We start from the raw sequence: 13291 nt of genomic DNA on the forward strand, positions 1-13291 counted from the left end.
GGCCTGCCGCGCGCGTAACCGGAACGGGTGCCGGGACGAACGGGCTGTCAGCCTCCGCCAGGAGGCCGGCACGGAGGCCGAAGGAGGTCAGCATGGCACTTCGCGACACGGTACGCCCCCTTTCCCGTCCCCTCGCCCGCCCGCTCCTCGGGGCCGCCCTCGGGCTCGGCCTCGCGGGGGCCGTCCTGCTCCCGCGTCTGCCGGCCTTCGCCGAGGAGGCGCCCCGGCGCCTGCCGGAGGCCGCGACCCGCTCCGCCGAGCCGCCGGGGCCGCGCGTGGCCGTCTTCGCGGGCGGCTGCTTCTGGGGCGTGCAGGGGGTGTTCCAGCACGTGCGCGGGGTGACGAGCGCGGTGTCGGGCTACGCCGGCGGCACCCGTGCGGAGGCCGATTACCGCACCGTGAGCGGCGGCGGGACCGGCCACGCCGAGGCCGTGTCGGTCACCTACGACCCGGCCGCGATCCGCTACGACGAGCTCCTGCGGATCTTCTTCTCGGTGGCGCTGGACCCGACCCAGGTGGATCGCCAGGGGCCCGATGCCGGGCGCCAGTACCGCTCGGCGCTGTTCCCGCAGGATGCCGACCAGGCGCGGGTGGCGCGGGCCTACATCGCCCAGCTCGACGGGGCGAAGACCTACGGGCGGCCGGTCGCCACCCGGATCGAGCCGGGGGCGGCCTTCTACCCGGCGGAAGGGTACCACCAGGACTTCATGGTCCTGCATCCGGGGCACCCGTACATCGCCGCCAACGACGCGCCGAAGCTCGAAGCCCTGAAGCACCTGTTCCCGGAGCGGGCGGCGGCGCAGCCGGTGCTGGTCAACCGCCCGCCGGCGTGAGCGCCGGCGGTCCCTACTCCTCCGGCGGCCGCGGCCGGCCGAAATCCGGGGCCGCGGTCTCCTGGCCCTGCGCCACGATGCTGCGCCGGATCGCCCGGGTGCGGGTGAACATCGCGTGGAGCGCGTCGCCGTCGCCCCAGCGCACCGCCTTGGCGAGCGCCGACAGGTCCTCGTTGAACCGGCCGAGCATCTCCAGCACCGCGTCGCGGTTGTTGAGGAAGATGTCCCGCCACATGGTCGGGTCCGACGCCGCGATGCGGGTGAAGTCGCGGAACCCGCTCGCCGAGAACTTGATCACCTCGGACTGCGTCGCCGATTCGAGGTCGGCCGCGGTGCCCACGATGTTGTAGGCGATCAGGTGCGGCAGGTGGCTGGTGATGGCGAGCACGTGGTCGTGGTGCTCGGCGCTCATCGTCTCGACGTCGGCGCCCATCCCCGCCCACAGGGCGCGGACGGTCTCGATCGCGGCCGGGTCGGTGCTCTCGGGCGGGGTCAGGATGCACCAGCGGCCCTGGAACAGGGTCGCGAAGCCCGCGTCCGGGCCCGAGAACTCGGTGCCGGCGATCGGGTGGCCGGGGACCAGCGCGACGCCGTCGGGCAGGTGCGGCCGGACCGCCGCCACCACGGCACCCTTCACCGAACCGACATCCGACACGATCGCGCCGGGCTTGAGGTAAGGCGCCATCTCGGCCGCCGCCGCCCCGATGGCGCCCACCGGCACGCACAGGATCGCGAGGTCGGTGCCGGCGGCCCCCTCCGCCGGGTCGCCCGTGACGACGTCGGCGATGCCGAGGTCGCGCACCCGGGCGCGCACGGCCTCGTCCCGGTCCACCGCCACGATGGTGCGGGCGAGGCCGTAGCGCCGCGCCGCCCGGGCGATCGAGGAGCCGATCAGCCCGAGGCCGACGATGGCGAGGCGGTCGATCGCGGGGACGCCCTCGGATGTCTCAGCCATGGTGGCCCCGCACGAAGTCGCCGAGCGCCGCCAGGAAGGCTTCGTTCGCCTCGGCGCCCGCCACCGTCACCCGCAGGGCGTTGGGCAGGCCGTAGGCGGTGACCCGCCGGGTGATGAGGCCGCGCTCGGTCAGGAACGCGTCCGCGTCCTCCGCCGAGCGGCCCGGCGCGTCGGGGAAGTGGATCAGCAGGAAGTTCGCGACGCTCGGCGTGACCTCCAGGCCGAGGGCGCGGGCGCCCGCGGTGAGCTTCGGCAGCCACTCGGAATTGTGGGCGGCGGCCGCCGCCATGTGCGCCTCGTCGGCGATCGCCGCCGAGCCCGCGGCGATCGCCGGGCCCGAGACGTTGAACGGCCCCCGGATCCGGTTGACCGCGTCCGCCACGTGGGACGGCGCGACCATCCAGCCGATCCGGACGGCGGCGAGGCCGTGGATCTTCGAGAAGGTGCGGGTCATCACGACGTTCTCGGCCTCGAGCGCCAGCTCGAGCCCGGCCGAGTAGTCGTTGGCCCGGACGTACTCGGCGTAGGCGCCGTCGATCACCAGCAGCACGTGCGGCGGCAGGCCGGCGTGGAGGCGGCGGATCTCGTCGAAGGGCAGGTAGGTGCCGGTCGGGTTGTTGGGGTTCGTGACGTAGACGATCCGGGTCCGGTCCGTGACCCGGGCCAGGATCGCGTCGACGTCGACGGTCAGGTCGCGCTCGGGCGCGACCACCGCCTCGCCGCCCGAGGCCAGGATGGCGATCCGGTAGACCAGGAATCCGTGCTCGGAGTAGATGCCCTCGGCGCCCGGCCCGCAATACGCGTAGGCCAGCAGCGACAGGAGCTCGTCCGAGCCGGCGCCGCAGACGATCCGCTCGGGATCGAGCCCGTAGCGCCGGGCGATGGCGGTGCGCAAGGCGGTGGCGCGCCCGTCCGGGTAGGTCTCGAGCTTGGCGGTCGCCGCGTGGAGCGCCGCGAGCGCCGCCGGGCTCGGGCCGAGGGGCGTCTCGTTGGAGGACAGCTTGTAGACCTTGCCGCCGCCGGGCCGCCCGCTCTTGCCGGGCACGTAGGTGTCGATCGCCAGGACGCCGGGACGCGGTTCCGGACGGGCGGGTCGGGGGGCGGACATTGCAGTGCGACTCGGGATGCGCGGGGTTCGATCGGTTCCGCGCCCGTCTACAGCATTTCCTCTTCCGGTGAACCCGGGCCCGCCTCCTCCGGCGCCGGCCCGATCCCGCCGTGGCGACTTGTCCGGCCCCACGGAGTCGTGGCTGTATGCCGGCGCTCCGCCGACAGGCGCCCAACGCGAAGGATCTCCCGCATGCCCCTCGAACGCTACCTGGACGGCGGCGCCCACATCCTCCCCGCCGACGACTCGCTGATCCGCTTCGCCATGACCAACGGCCAGCGGGTGATCGCGGTCGAGGTCCCGGTTCCGGTGCTGCGCCAGCAGTTCGGCGGCGGCGCCGACCTCGCCCCCCTGGAGCTGTTCGCCCGCAATCAGGCGGTGATCGAGGCCGCGGCGAGCCAGGCCTACGACCGAACCGAGACCCCGAACGACCTCCTCGATCTGGGCCCGGAGGATTTCGACACGCGGCCCGCCTCGGCCAAGCTCTGATCGCCGAGTTCTGATCGCCGAGCTCTGATCGACGCGCTCCCGCCGGTTCGATCCATCCGGGGCGCCGCGGCAAATCGGCGACGCGCAAATGCCGCGGGGCACTCGCCACGTTTCGGCCTGTTGAACCGGGAGAACAGGGGCGCGTCGGGCGTGCCCCGCCCCGCATGCCCCTGGATGGATCGACGATGCCCGGTGACCTGATCCCCTGCAGCCTCTTCCTGATCGGGATCCTCGTGTCGGTCGCCGCGGATTGCCGCCTGCGCCGTGCCGAGGCGGCGCCCTGGGCCAACGGCTGCATCACGGCCGCCGGCGCCGCCCTGGTCTTCGCGGCCTGCGCGGCCGCCATGCGCTGAGGAACCGTCGGCCACCGGACGGAATTTCCCAGCGTCGACCCGGTGCGTGCCGGGCCGTGCGGCGCCAGGATCTGCGGCTGGCTGGGCGAGGTTTCCATGGTTTCGATGCAGGCCCTGATCGGCTGCGGTCTCGTGCTCACCGGCATCCTGATCGAGAGCGCGGCGAGCCGGCACTGGCGGGCGGGCGTCCGCGCCGACCGGCTCGATGTCCGGGCGGCCCTCGCGCTCGGCCTGCCCGCCCTGGGGCTCGCCGTGATGGCCGCGCCGATCGCGTGAGCGGTCGCGCCGGCCTCGCCCGGCAGGGGCCGCCGGCCGGCCCGCGTTGACGCTCGGCGCCCCGCGCATTACCTCGGCGGGGCTGGCCGCGTCGGGCGAGTGCGGCGCGTCAGGCGATTCCGTGCTCTCCCGGTTCGGATCCGAACCGATACACGGTCGTCAAGACCCGCCATGGACACCCAAACGGACACGGCCCTGAGGCCGGACCCGATCGACGAGCCGGCGCGGCGCGCGTCCGAGCGCTCGCAGGCGCTCGACCCGAGGAGCCCGGTGGCGCGCTTCGCCGCCGACACGCCGCTGCTCACCGACGCGGGCGTCGAGCTCGCGCCGTTCCAGATCGCCTACCAGACCGCCGGCACCCTCAACGCCGCGCGCTCGAACGCGGTCCTCATCTGCCACGCCCTCACCGGCGACCAGTACTTCGCCCACACCCATCCGGTGACCGGCAAGCCCGGCTGGTGGGAGACGCTGGTCGGCCCCGGCAAGCCGATCGACACGGACCGCTACTTCGTCGTCTGCTCGAACGTCATCGGCTCGTGCATGGGCTCCACCGGCCCGGCCTCGATCGACCCGGCGACGGGGCGGCCCTACGGGCTGAACTTCCCGCTGGTGACGATCCGCGACATGGTCCGGGCCCAGGCGATGCTGCTGGAGCATCTCGGCATCCGGGACCTGTTCCTGTGCATCGGCGGCTCGATGGGCGGGATGCAGGTGCTGCAATGGGCGGCGCTCTATCCCGAGCGCGTCTTCGCCGCGATGCCGATCGCCACCGGCGCCCGCCACTCGGCGCAGAACATCGCCTTCCACGAGGTCGGCCGCCAGGCGATCATGGCCGACCCCGCCTGGGCTGACGGGCGCTACCTCGAGGCGGGCACGCGCCCCGCCAAGGGGCTCGGCGTCGCCCGGATGGGCGCGCACATCACCTACCTGTCCGAGCCGGCGCTCCACCGGAAGTTCGGCCGGCGCTTCCAGGGCGGCACGGCGCCGACCTTCTCGTTCAACGCCGATTTCCAGATCGAGAGCTACCTGCGCCACCAGGGCCTGAGCTTCGTCGAGCGGTTCGACGCCAACGCCTACCTCTACCTGACCCGGGCGATGGATTATTTCGACCTCGCCGAGGACCACGGCGGCGTGCTCGCCAACGCCTTCCGGGGCACCAAGACCCGCTTCTGCGTGATCTCGTTCACCTCGGACTGGCTGTTCCCGACCCGCGATTCGCGGGCGATCGTCCACGCGCTGAACGCCGCCGCGGCGCCGGTGGCCTTCGTGGAGGTCGAGAGCGACAAGGGCCACGACGCGTTCCTGCTCGACGAGCCGGCGATGTTCTCCGCGGCCCGCGGCTTCATCGACGCCGCCGCCCGGGCGCGCGGGCTGTGACGCGGATGGCGAGCGGCGGGTCCGGCAAGATGACCTTCGGCAAGCTGCCCCTGGGCAGGATCCGGCACGGCGCCCCCTGGGAGAGCGCGGACGCCCTCCCCCACGCGGCCGAGGGCGGCGGCGCCCGCGTCGACCACCTCGTCGTGCTCGGCCTCGTCCCGGCCGGCGCCCGGGTCCTCGACATCGGCTGCGGCGACGGCTCGCTGCTGGCGCTGCTGCGCGACCGCCGCGGCATCGACGGGCGCGGGATCGAGCTGTCCCGGGAGGGCGTGAACGCCTGCCTCGCCCGGGGCCTGTCGGTGATCCAGGGCGACGCCGACACCGACCTCGCCAATTACCCGGACGGCGCCTTCGACGTGGTGGTCCTGTCCCAGACCATCCAGGCGACCCGCAATCCCCGGGTGGTGCTGGAGCACCTGCTGCGCATCGGCCGGCAGGTGATCATCTCGTTCCCGAATTTCGGGCACTGGCGCGTGCGCTCCGAGCTGGCCTTCCGCGGCCGGATGCCGGTCACCGAGATCATGCCGGACGCGTGGTGGGAGACGCCCAACATCCACCACTGCACGATCCGCGACTTCGTCGGCCTGTGCCGCCTGATCGGCGCCCGGATCGAGCACGCCACGGCGCTGGACGCCCGCGGCCGGCCGATGCGGTTCTCCATGCCCTGGTGGGTCTGGAACCTGTTCGGCGCGCAGGGCGTGTTCCTGCTCCGGCGCGAGGATCCCGGGCCCTAGCGCCGCTCCCGATCAAGGCGAGGCGGTGGCGCGTCGAGCCCGTGCCGGACGAGGCGCGGGGCCCCTCTCCCGTGCGGGAGAGGGACAGGGTGAGGGATCAGCTCTGTCCGGACGAGGCACACCCCCGTCGCGCCGTGATGGCTCGCTCGACCTCGAAGCGTCTTGTCCCTCACCCCAACCCTCTCCCGTGCGGGAGAGGGGGCATGGCGCGGATGTCTCGACCGGGGTCTTCGTCCTTCCCAACCGTTGCAACACGATCGGAAGCGGCCCCAGCATCGCGCCGCTGGTGTCCGGCGCTCGAGGGTCGCCGCACGGCGCTGTCTCTCCCCGGCACCCGCCGCGCCCCGGCCCGGCGCTGCCGACAGCAGCCTGAAATAGACCAGAAACGGAGCTTGGCTATTTCCGATCGCGTTCCCGTGATCGGACCGTGATTACGGATTCGTTCGGCGTTTTCCCGAGACGTGCGCGTCCACGAGGGGTCGTGGACTGTGTCCGGCTGCGCGGAAGACTTGCCGCAACCGCGAATTCCAGCAGGGTCGACAGGACACGTGCGCCGCGCGATCGTTCACATCGGGATGCCGCGAACCGGCTCCACCGCCTTCCAGGAGGTGCTGGCCCGCCTGCGCCCCCGCCTCGCCTCGGCCGGGATCTGCTACCCGAACCTCGCCCCGCCGGGCGCGCCCGGGAGCGACGACGTCAATCACTACCGGCTCGGCCAGGCGCTGGACCGGCGCCGCGGCGCCGCGGAGCGCCGCGAGGCCCTCGCGCGCCTCGACGCGATCCTCGCCGCCACGCCGGCCGACACGGTCCTGCTCTCCTACGAGGACTTCTCCGTCCAGCGCCCGCTCTGGCGCGTGCCCGAGATTCTGGCAGATCTCTTCGCGCGCCGGGGCTTCGCCCTGGAGGCGGCGCTGGTGGTCAAGCCGCAGGCCGAGCAGCTGGCCTCGGCCTACGCCCTGCGGGCCCAGGTCGTCGCCGAGGGCCGCACGTTCCGCGGCTTCCTGCGCTCCGAGGGCGGGTCCCGGCGCTACGACTACGCGGAACGGCTCGAGCCCTGGCGCCGCGCCGCCGCGGGGCGCGTCACCGCCCTGCCCTACCGCGACCGACGGTCCGACGCGCCGCTGCTGGCGCGGCTGGTCGACGGGCTGGGCCTGGGCGAGCGCCTCGCGCCGCTCCTCGGCCCGGCCGACCTCGCCTACCGCACGAACCGGAGTTCCGGGCCGGTCGCGGTCGAGGCGTCGCGCCGCCTGTACCGGCTCGGCGTGCATCGGCAGGTGACCGGGCATCGCCGCCTGCTCGGCCATATCCTCGACGACTGGGCCTGGGCGCGGGGGCTCGACGCGGAGCGGTTCCGCGGCGACGCGCCGGAGGGGCTGGCCCGCGTCGCGGCGCGCTACGCGGCCGGGAACGCGCGCTTCGCCGCCGCCTGCTGGGGGCAGAGCTGGGACGCGGTCATCGCGCCCGCGCCCGCCGCGCCGCCGAACGAGCTCGCCGCCGGGCCGGTCGCGCCGGAGACGGAGGCCGCGGTCGAGGCGCTGGTGCGGGCGGCGGCGGCGCGGGCCGCCTTCCGGTCCCCGCCCGCGTGGCGGCGGCGGACGGCCCACGTCCTGGAGGAGTGCCGGGAGCGCCTCGGCGAGGCCCTCGGCTACCCGGTCTGGCGCGTGCCCTAGGGGCCGCGCCCGTGTCGATGTCCGAGAACCGGCGGCCGCCTTCGCGGACGCTGCCCCAGGTGGTGGAGCCCCAGGCGGTGGATATGTGCGTCCCGCGGACGATCCCGCAGACGGTCTCGACGGGTCTCCCTCCGGGTCCCGTGACCTGGCACCCCCTCCAGGCCCGCGAGGCGCGCTGGGCGCGCCTCGGCCAGGTGCCGGTGATCGCGTGGCTGACCGGCCTGTCGGGTGCCGGCAAGTCGACGCTCGCGGCGGAGGCCGACCGGACCCTGGTCGCGGGCGGCCGGCACAGCGCGGTCCTCGATGGCGACAACCTGCGCCACGGGCTGAACGCCGACCTCGCCTTCTCGCCGGAGGACCGCGCCGAGAACGTCCGGCGCACCGCCGAGGTGGCCCGGCTGATGGCCGAGGCGGGGACGGTGGTGATCGTCTCGCTGATCTCGCCCTACCGGGCCGACCGGGCGCTCGCCCGCCGGATCGCCGGCGACATCCCGTTCCTGGAGGTGTTCGTCGACACGCCGCTGGGCCTGTGCGAGGCCCGGGACCCGAAGGGCCTCTACCGTCTGGCCCGCGCCGGCCGCATCCCGGGCTTCACCGGCATCTCGGCGCCCTACGAGGCGCCGGAGCGGCCCGATCTGACGATCGCCACCGAGGGCCGCGGCACCGGGCCTTGCGCCCGCGCCCTGAGCGCGCGGCTGATGCGGCTGAGCCGGGCGGCCGCGGGAGCTGCGGACGGGTCGCGGCCGCGCTGACGATCCGGGACTGGACGCGGGTCCCCTCTCCCGTTCGGGAGAGGGACAGGGTGAAGGATCAGGTCTGTCCGGAATAGGCGCACCGTTCATGCGCGTCGACGGCGTGCTCCGTCCTGAAGCATCCGGTCCCTCACCCCAGCCCTCTCCCGCACGGGAGAGGGGGCAGGTCGCGCCCGCCAGCGGCGCCCGTGGCCCTACCCGCCCGGCCAGCGCAGGTCCGCCCGCAGGCCCCCCAGCTCCGAGCGGCCGAAATCGAGCTGGGCGCCCGCGGCCTCGGCGACGTCGCGGGCGATGGCGATGCCGAAGCCGGTGCCCGGCCGGCTCTCGTCCCAGCGCTGGCCGCGCCCGATCCCCGCGATGGCCGCGGCGCTCATGCCGGGGCCGTCATCCTCGACGGCGAGGCCCGGGCGGCCGGCGTCCGTCCCGGTGACGCGGACCCGCCGGTGCGCCCACTTGCGGGCGTTGTCGAGGAGGTTGCCCAGCACCTCCATCAGCTCGCCCTCCTCGCCCGGATAGGCGAGGGTCTCGGGCACCGCCACTGTCCATTCCAGGGAGTCGCCCTCCGGCAGCCGCCGCAGGGTCGCGACGAGGCGCTCCGCCACCGGGGCGACCCGGCAGGAGCGCCGCCGCAGGTCGCCCGCGGCGGCGATCCGCGCCCGGGCCAGCGCCCGCTCGACCTGCCCGCCCATGGCCCGCGCCTGCTCGGCGATCTCGGCCGCCAGCGCCGGGTCGGCCGGCCCGGTCCGGCGCGCCAGGGCGTCCAGCACCGCCAGCGGCGTCTTGAGGCCGTGGGCCATGTCGGCGGCGGCGGCGCGGGCGCGGACCAGGGCCCGCTCCTGCGCGTCGAGCAGCCGGTTGAGGTCGGTGACCAGCGGCCGGACCTCGTCGGGGAAATGCTCCGGCAGCCGCGCCCGCCGCCCGGCATGGACCGCCAGGAGTTCGGCCTGCAGCACCCGGAACGGGCCGAGCGCCCGGTGCACGAACAGGCCCATCGCCAGCGTCAGGACGACGAACAGGGCGACCAGGGCCGGGACGAGCAGGCGCAGGAACGTGGTCCGGCTCGCCGCGAGGCCGCGCCGGTCCTCCGCCACCGCGACCCGCAGCGCGGTCTCGGCGCCCGGCGCGCCGATCTGCAGCGGCCGCACCACCGCGATGAGCCGGCCGCCGTCGGGCCCGGTCGTGTCGAGGGTGGCGGGGGCCTGCGCGGCCGCCCCGGCTTGGCCCAGGTCGAGGCTCTTGTCCCACAGGGAGCGCGAGCGCAGCAGGTGCGACCCCGCCTCGACCTGCCAGTACAGGCCGCCGTAGGGCGTGGCGAAGCGCGGGTCCGGCAGGTCCCGCGAGAGCGTCGGCGCCCCGTCCGGCGCGAGGCCGACCCGGCCGGCGATGAGCTTGGCGGTCCGGTCCAGCTCCGCGACGGTGCGGGCGTCGAGCACCCGGTCGAGGATCACCGTGAGGCCGATCCCGGCGAGAACCAGCGCCAGCGCGATCAGCGCGGCCGCCGCGAGGCCGAGACGCAGGCGGAGGGAGTCGCGCCTCACGACCCGCCCGGTCCGGCGATCCGGTAGCCCTGGCCGCGCCGGGTCTCGATCACCCCCGGCCCGAGCTTGCGGCGCAGGCGGGTCACGAGCGCCTCCAGGGCGTTGGCCTCGCGCTCGGTCCCGACCCCGTGGAGGTGGTCGAGCAGCTCGCCCGCCGGCACGACCTGCCCCGGCCGGTGCAGCAGGAAGGCCAGCAGCCGGTACTCCAGGGCGGTCAGCTCCGCGGGCCGTCCGTCGACGCTGACCGCGCGGGTGCGGGTGTCGAGCTCCACCGCGCCGGCGCGTAGCACCGGCGCGGCGTGCCCGGCGGTGCGCCGCAGGATCGCCCGGAGCCGCGCCACCAGCTCCTCCATGCGGAACGGCTTGGCGAGGTAGTCGTCGGCGCCGGCGTCGATGCCCTCGACGCGCTCGCGCCAGCCGTCGCGGGCGGTGAGGATCAGGACCGGCAGGGCGACCTCGGCGGCGCGCAGGCGGCGCAGCACGCCGAGACCGTCGAGGCGCGGCAGGCCGAGATCCAGCACCATGGCGTCGTACGTCTCGGTCTCGGCGCGGAACCACGCCGCCTCGCCGTCCGCCACCACGTCGGCGACGTAGCCGGCCCTCTCCAGCCCCTGCCGGATGTCGGCGGCGATGCGCGGCTCGTCCTCGACGATCAGGACGCGCACGGGTCGGCCCCCTCAATCATCGTCGTCCTCGTCCAGGATCTTGAGCGTGCCGGCATCGACCTTCACGGTCCGGCGCTTCCCGTCGGCCCCGAGGATGCGCAGCTTGTACAGCCAGCGCCCGTCGTCGTGCTTGAGGTCGACCGACACGACGTCTCCCGGCACCGCCGCCCGGGCGGCCGCCAGCACCGCGTCGAGGGGGCGGATCGCGCCGCTCTCCAGGGCCCGGCGGGCCCGGTCGGCGTCCTCGGAGGCGTGCACGGGCCCGCCCGCGAGGGCGGCCAGCAGGCCGAGGCCGAGGCCGAGGGCGAGAACGAGGGCGCGGCGGGGCGGGAACGGGCTCATGCGGGTGCAGGCTAGTCGGCGCCGCCTGACGGGACGCTGACAGGCGGCGTCAGGGTCGCGGGGCGGGGCTTCGGCACAAGGGCGGCCATAGCCCTTTCGGAGACCTGAGACCATGTCGCTCTTCGTCGGTATCCTCCTCGCCTGCGCGGCCGGCCTCGCCGGCACCCTCCTCTGCCCGGACGACAGGGGCGGCCGCTCGCGCCTGCCGCTCCTCGCCGCGCTCCTGATCGGCGGCCTGCCCTGGCATGCCCCCGCCCGGGCCGGCGAGATCCTGCGCGGCCCCGCCCAGGTGATCGACGCCGGCACGCTGCGCGTCGGCGCGCGTCAGGTCAGCCTGTTCGGGATCGCCGCGCCGGAGGCGGACGCGACCTGCGCGGATGCCCGGGACCGGCCCTACCCGTGCGGCCGGGACGCCGCCCGGGCGCTGGCCGACCGGATCGGTGGGGCCGCCGTCGCCTGCGAGCCGCGCGGTGACGCGAGCACGGCGCTCTGCCGGGTCGGCGACGCGGATCTCGGGGCCTGGATGGTGGCGCAGGGCCTCGCCCTGCCCGATCGGGACGTCGCGCCGGACTACGCGCCCGCGGCGGACCGGGCCTGGGGACGCCGCATCGGCCTGTGGTCGGGGGTGTTCCAGGATCCCGCCGAGCGGCGGGGCCGCCGCGCCGCCGCGAGCCTGCGCGCCAACGGGTGACGCCCCGCCGGCGCGGGAACGCTCCCGGGCGCGCCCGGTTGGACCGGCAAGCCCGCCCGGGCGCAGGTGGAACCGCGGAGGCCCCATGAGGATCCTGACCCGTACGACGCTGCTCGCCGCCCTCCTTGCCGGCGCGGCCGGGACCGCGCACGCCGCCGGGGGGCCGGGCAAGGCGGAGGGACGCAAGGATGCCGGCGCGCCCACGACCAGCATGGGCGCCGGCGGCCTCAGCGGCACCGGCTCCACCCGGGACGGCGCCCGCACGGGCTCGGCCGAGGGCAAGGGGCAGCCGGGCGGCGCGACGGCGCCGTCAGCCCCGATGGCCGGGACGGGCCGCTGATCCGCCCGGTCCGGGCGACCGCCCACCCTGGACCTCATCCTGAGGCGGGTGCCTCAGGGTGAGGACGCGAGCCGGAAATCCCGTCCGGCCGGACCGCGCTACTGCGAGCGGCGGCTGAACGAGACCGCGTAGGCCTGGACGCGGGCGTCGATCAGCGGGTCGTCCGAGACCTCGATCCCGTCGGTCAGGTTGTTGGGCATGAACAGCAGCGCCTTCTCGGCCTCGGCGCTGTCGGGCACGACCTTGCTCACCGTCACGGTGCCGAGATCGACAGTCTTGCGGTCGTCCGGCCAGGGCTTGGTGGCGTCGTTGGTCGGGTCGCCCGGCTCGGCGAGCTGGGCCAGCATCCGGAACTTCGCCGGAGTCTTGGCGACCCGCGGGCCGATCTCGGCCATCAGGAAGTTCGGGTCGCGCTTGGCCGCCTCATCGGGGGCGAGGATCTCCTCGCCCTCCACCGGCACGAAGCGGAACCGGAACGGCTGCCGCTTGCCGGCGGCGTCCACCAGGATGAAGGCGTTGACGCCGTTGTAGGTCTGCCGGGCGAGGCTCGACGGGGTCTTGGCGGTTCCGCCCGCGGTGGCGGCGGCCGGGTGGGCGGCGGCGAAGCGCTCCAGCGCGGTCGGATGGGCGGCGTTCGGGCCGCTCTCGGCGGCGGCCTTGAGGAGGTCGCGGAACTCCTCGCCCGTGGCGACGGGGAAGTACTTCAGCGCGTTGGTGACGACGTCCATCTCGGAGCCGTCGCTCAGCTTGAACTTGAGCGCGAGGCCGTGCGGGTTGGCGTCGGCGGCGCCGTCCGGGATGGTCGGGACGCCGGTGGCGTCCGAGAACCGGACCGTCACCGGCACCGCCGGCCCCCGGAACAGGGACGCCTTGCTGATCTTCGCCGCCTCGGGCGACGGGGTGAAGCTGCCCTCGGCGACGACGCCCTTGGCGTGGTTGGCCCGCGCCCCGGGATGCTTCCCGAACAGCGTGTTCATCACGTCGATCGTCTGCTCGGCGGTGGAGGCCTCCTGGGCCAGGGCCGGGGCGGCGACCGTGAGCGCGGTGCTCAGCAGGAGGGCGAAACCCGATCTCGAACGCGGCATGGGGAACCTCTCGGCAGCGCGGGCTCACGGGAGCCGATCAATGCGGACCGGCCCATCTTCTAGGGAGCCAGGCAACGAGGGCA

The 13291-nt window shown here is 75.0% G+C and carries 16 protein-coding genes; 10 read left to right on the forward strand and 6 right to left on the reverse strand.

What is annotated here, in order from left to right:
- The first annotated feature begins 92 nt into the window (after positions 1 to 92).
- Complete coding sequence (gene msrA / locus J3A75_RS13800) at positions 93 to 833, forward strand: peptide-methionine (S)-S-oxide reductase MsrA (protein ID WP_012318854.1); 741 nt, start codon at positions 93 to 95, stop codon at positions 831 to 833.
- A 13-nt stretch (positions 834 to 846) separates the two neighbouring features.
- Here msrA and J3A75_RS13805 read toward each other — a convergent pair whose 3' ends face one another.
- Entirely contained in the window at positions 847 to 1788 is a 942-nt protein-coding gene (locus J3A75_RS13805) for a prephenate/arogenate dehydrogenase family protein (protein ID WP_209650289.1), read from the reverse strand.
- On the reverse strand, positions 1781 to 2896 hold the full coding sequence (locus J3A75_RS13810) for a pyridoxal phosphate-dependent aminotransferase (RefSeq protein ID WP_029359391.1): 1116 nt from the start codon (positions 2894 to 2896) through the stop codon (positions 1781 to 1783). The genes J3A75_RS13805 and J3A75_RS13810 overlap by 8 nt, the downstream gene beginning before the upstream one ends.
- A 192-nt stretch (positions 2897 to 3088) precedes the next feature.
- On the opposite strand from J3A75_RS13810, the gene J3A75_RS13815 reads away from it, so the two are divergent.
- The 7 genes from J3A75_RS13815 to cysC all read left to right on the forward strand — a co-directional run bounded on the left by J3A75_RS13815 (position 3089) and on the right by cysC (position 8547).
- Positions 3089 to 3385, forward strand: a complete 297-nt coding sequence (locus tag J3A75_RS13815; RefSeq protein ID WP_024830311.1) for a hypothetical protein — start codon at positions 3089 to 3091, stop codon at positions 3383 to 3385.
- 185 nt (positions 3386 to 3570) lie between these two features.
- On the forward strand, positions 3571 to 3738 hold the full coding sequence (locus tag J3A75_RS13820) for a hypothetical protein (RefSeq protein WP_020095222.1): 168 nt from the start codon (positions 3571 to 3573) through the stop codon (positions 3736 to 3738).
- Between the two features lie 96 nt (positions 3739 to 3834).
- Entirely contained in the window at positions 3835 to 4014 is a 180-nt protein-coding gene (locus J3A75_RS13825) for a hypothetical protein (RefSeq protein WP_012318859.1), read from the forward strand.
- A 171-nt stretch (positions 4015 to 4185) separates the two neighbouring features.
- The gene (locus J3A75_RS13830) at positions 4186 to 5391 is read left to right on the forward strand and encodes a homoserine O-acetyltransferase (RefSeq protein ID WP_020095220.1); all 1206 of its coding nucleotides are present in this window, start codon (positions 4186 to 4188) and stop codon (positions 5389 to 5391) included.
- A gap of 29 nt (positions 5392 to 5420) precedes the next feature.
- The gene (gene metW, locus J3A75_RS13835) at positions 5421 to 6125 is read left to right on the forward strand and encodes a methionine biosynthesis protein MetW (RefSeq protein WP_058606767.1); all 705 of its coding nucleotides are present in this window, start codon (positions 5421 to 5423) and stop codon (positions 6123 to 6125) included.
- A 548-nt stretch (positions 6126 to 6673) separates the two neighbouring features.
- Positions 6674 to 7795 (forward strand): hypothetical protein, encoded by a 1122-nt coding sequence (locus tag J3A75_RS13840; RefSeq protein WP_070999352.1) that lies wholly within the window; start codon positions 6674 to 6676, stop codon positions 7793 to 7795.
- 83 nt (positions 7796 to 7878) lie between these two features.
- A complete protein-coding gene (gene cysC, locus J3A75_RS13845; protein WP_024830308.1) occupies positions 7879 to 8547 on the forward strand; it encodes an adenylyl-sulfate kinase in 669 nt (222 codons plus the stop codon).
- A gap of 194 nt (positions 8548 to 8741) precedes the next feature.
- Here cysC and J3A75_RS13850 read toward each other — a convergent pair whose 3' ends face one another.
- Genes J3A75_RS13850 through J3A75_RS13860 form a run of 3 tightly spaced genes read right to left on the reverse strand, consistent with a single transcriptional unit; the run spans position 8742 to position 11092 of the window.
- Positions 8742 to 10085 carry a sensor histidine kinase gene (locus J3A75_RS13850; protein WP_070999356.1) on the reverse strand — a complete coding sequence of 448 codons (1344 nt, stop codon included), beginning with the start codon at positions 10083 to 10085 and terminating at the stop codon, positions 8742 to 8744.
- The gene (locus J3A75_RS13855; RefSeq protein WP_024830306.1) at positions 10082 to 10750 is read right to left on the reverse strand and encodes a response regulator transcription factor; all 669 of its coding nucleotides are present in this window, start codon (positions 10748 to 10750) and stop codon (positions 10082 to 10084) included. The genes J3A75_RS13850 and J3A75_RS13855 overlap by 4 nt, the downstream gene beginning before the upstream one ends.
- A gap of 12 nt (positions 10751 to 10762) precedes the next feature.
- Positions 10763 to 11092, reverse strand: coding sequence for a PepSY domain-containing protein (locus J3A75_RS13860; protein WP_070999358.1), 330 nt, complete (start codon positions 11090 to 11092; stop codon positions 10763 to 10765).
- Between the two features lie 112 nt (positions 11093 to 11204).
- Between J3A75_RS13860 and J3A75_RS13865 the strand changes: the two genes are divergently transcribed.
- The gene (locus J3A75_RS13865) at positions 11205 to 11783 is read left to right on the forward strand and encodes a thermonuclease family protein (protein WP_043073619.1); all 579 of its coding nucleotides are present in this window, start codon (positions 11205 to 11207) and stop codon (positions 11781 to 11783) included.
- Positions 11784 to 11868: 85 nt separating this feature from the next.
- Positions 11869 to 12123 (forward strand): hypothetical protein, encoded by a 255-nt coding sequence (locus J3A75_RS13870; protein ID WP_063109954.1) that lies wholly within the window; start codon positions 11869 to 11871, stop codon positions 12121 to 12123.
- A 98-nt stretch (positions 12124 to 12221) separates the two neighbouring features.
- On the opposite strand, the gene J3A75_RS13875 is transcribed toward J3A75_RS13870, so the two are convergent.
- On the reverse strand, positions 12222 to 13208 hold the full coding sequence (locus J3A75_RS13875) for a catalase family peroxidase (RefSeq protein ID WP_059409883.1): 987 nt from the start codon (positions 13206 to 13208) through the stop codon (positions 12222 to 12224).
- Positions 13209 to 13291 lie beyond the last annotated feature (83 nt).

The sequence above is a fragment of the Methylobacterium sp. PvP105 genome (assembly GCF_017876975.1).
Lineage (GTDB): Bacteria > Pseudomonadota > Alphaproteobacteria > Rhizobiales > Beijerinckiaceae > Methylobacterium > Methylobacterium radiotolerans.

Coding starts and splice junctions, on each gene's coding strand:
- J3A75_RS13825 (WP_012318859.1), top strand. CDS start 3,835: ATGGTTTCGATGCAGGCCCTGATCGGCTGCGGTCTCGTGCTCACCGGC.
- metW (WP_058606767.1), top strand. CDS start 5,421: ATGACCTTCGGCAAGCTGCCCCTGGGCAGGATCCGGCACGGCGCCCCC.
- J3A75_RS13815 (WP_024830311.1), top strand. CDS start 3,089: ATGCCCCTCGAACGCTACCTGGACGGCGGCGCCCACATCCTCCCCGCC.
- J3A75_RS13865 (WP_043073619.1), top strand. CDS start 11,205: ATGTCGCTCTTCGTCGGTATCCTCCTCGCCTGCGCGGCCGGCCTCGCC.
- cysC (WP_024830308.1), top strand. CDS start 7,879: ATGTGCGTCCCGCGGACGATCCCGCAGACGGTCTCGACGGGTCTCCCT.
- J3A75_RS13820 (WP_020095222.1), top strand. CDS start 3,571: ATGCCCGGTGACCTGATCCCCTGCAGCCTCTTCCTGATCGGGATCCTC.
- J3A75_RS13810 (WP_029359391.1), bottom strand. CDS start 2,896: ATGTCCGCCCCCCGACCCGCCCGTCCGGAACCGCGTCCCGGCGTCCTG.
- J3A75_RS13830 (WP_020095220.1), top strand. CDS start 4,186: ATGGACACCCAAACGGACACGGCCCTGAGGCCGGACCCGATCGACGAG.
- msrA (WP_012318854.1), top strand. CDS start 93: ATGGCACTTCGCGACACGGTACGCCCCCTTTCCCGTCCCCTCGCCCGC.
- J3A75_RS13870 (WP_063109954.1), top strand. CDS start 11,869: ATGAGGATCCTGACCCGTACGACGCTGCTCGCCGCCCTCCTTGCCGGC.
- J3A75_RS13860 (WP_070999358.1), bottom strand. CDS start 11,092: ATGAGCCCGTTCCCGCCCCGCCGCGCCCTCGTTCTCGCCCTCGGCCTC.
- J3A75_RS13875 (WP_059409883.1), bottom strand. CDS start 13,208: ATGCCGCGTTCGAGATCGGGTTTCGCCCTCCTGCTGAGCACCGCGCTC.
- J3A75_RS13805 (WP_209650289.1), bottom strand. CDS start 1,788: ATGGCTGAGACATCCGAGGGCGTCCCCGCGATCGACCGCCTCGCCATC.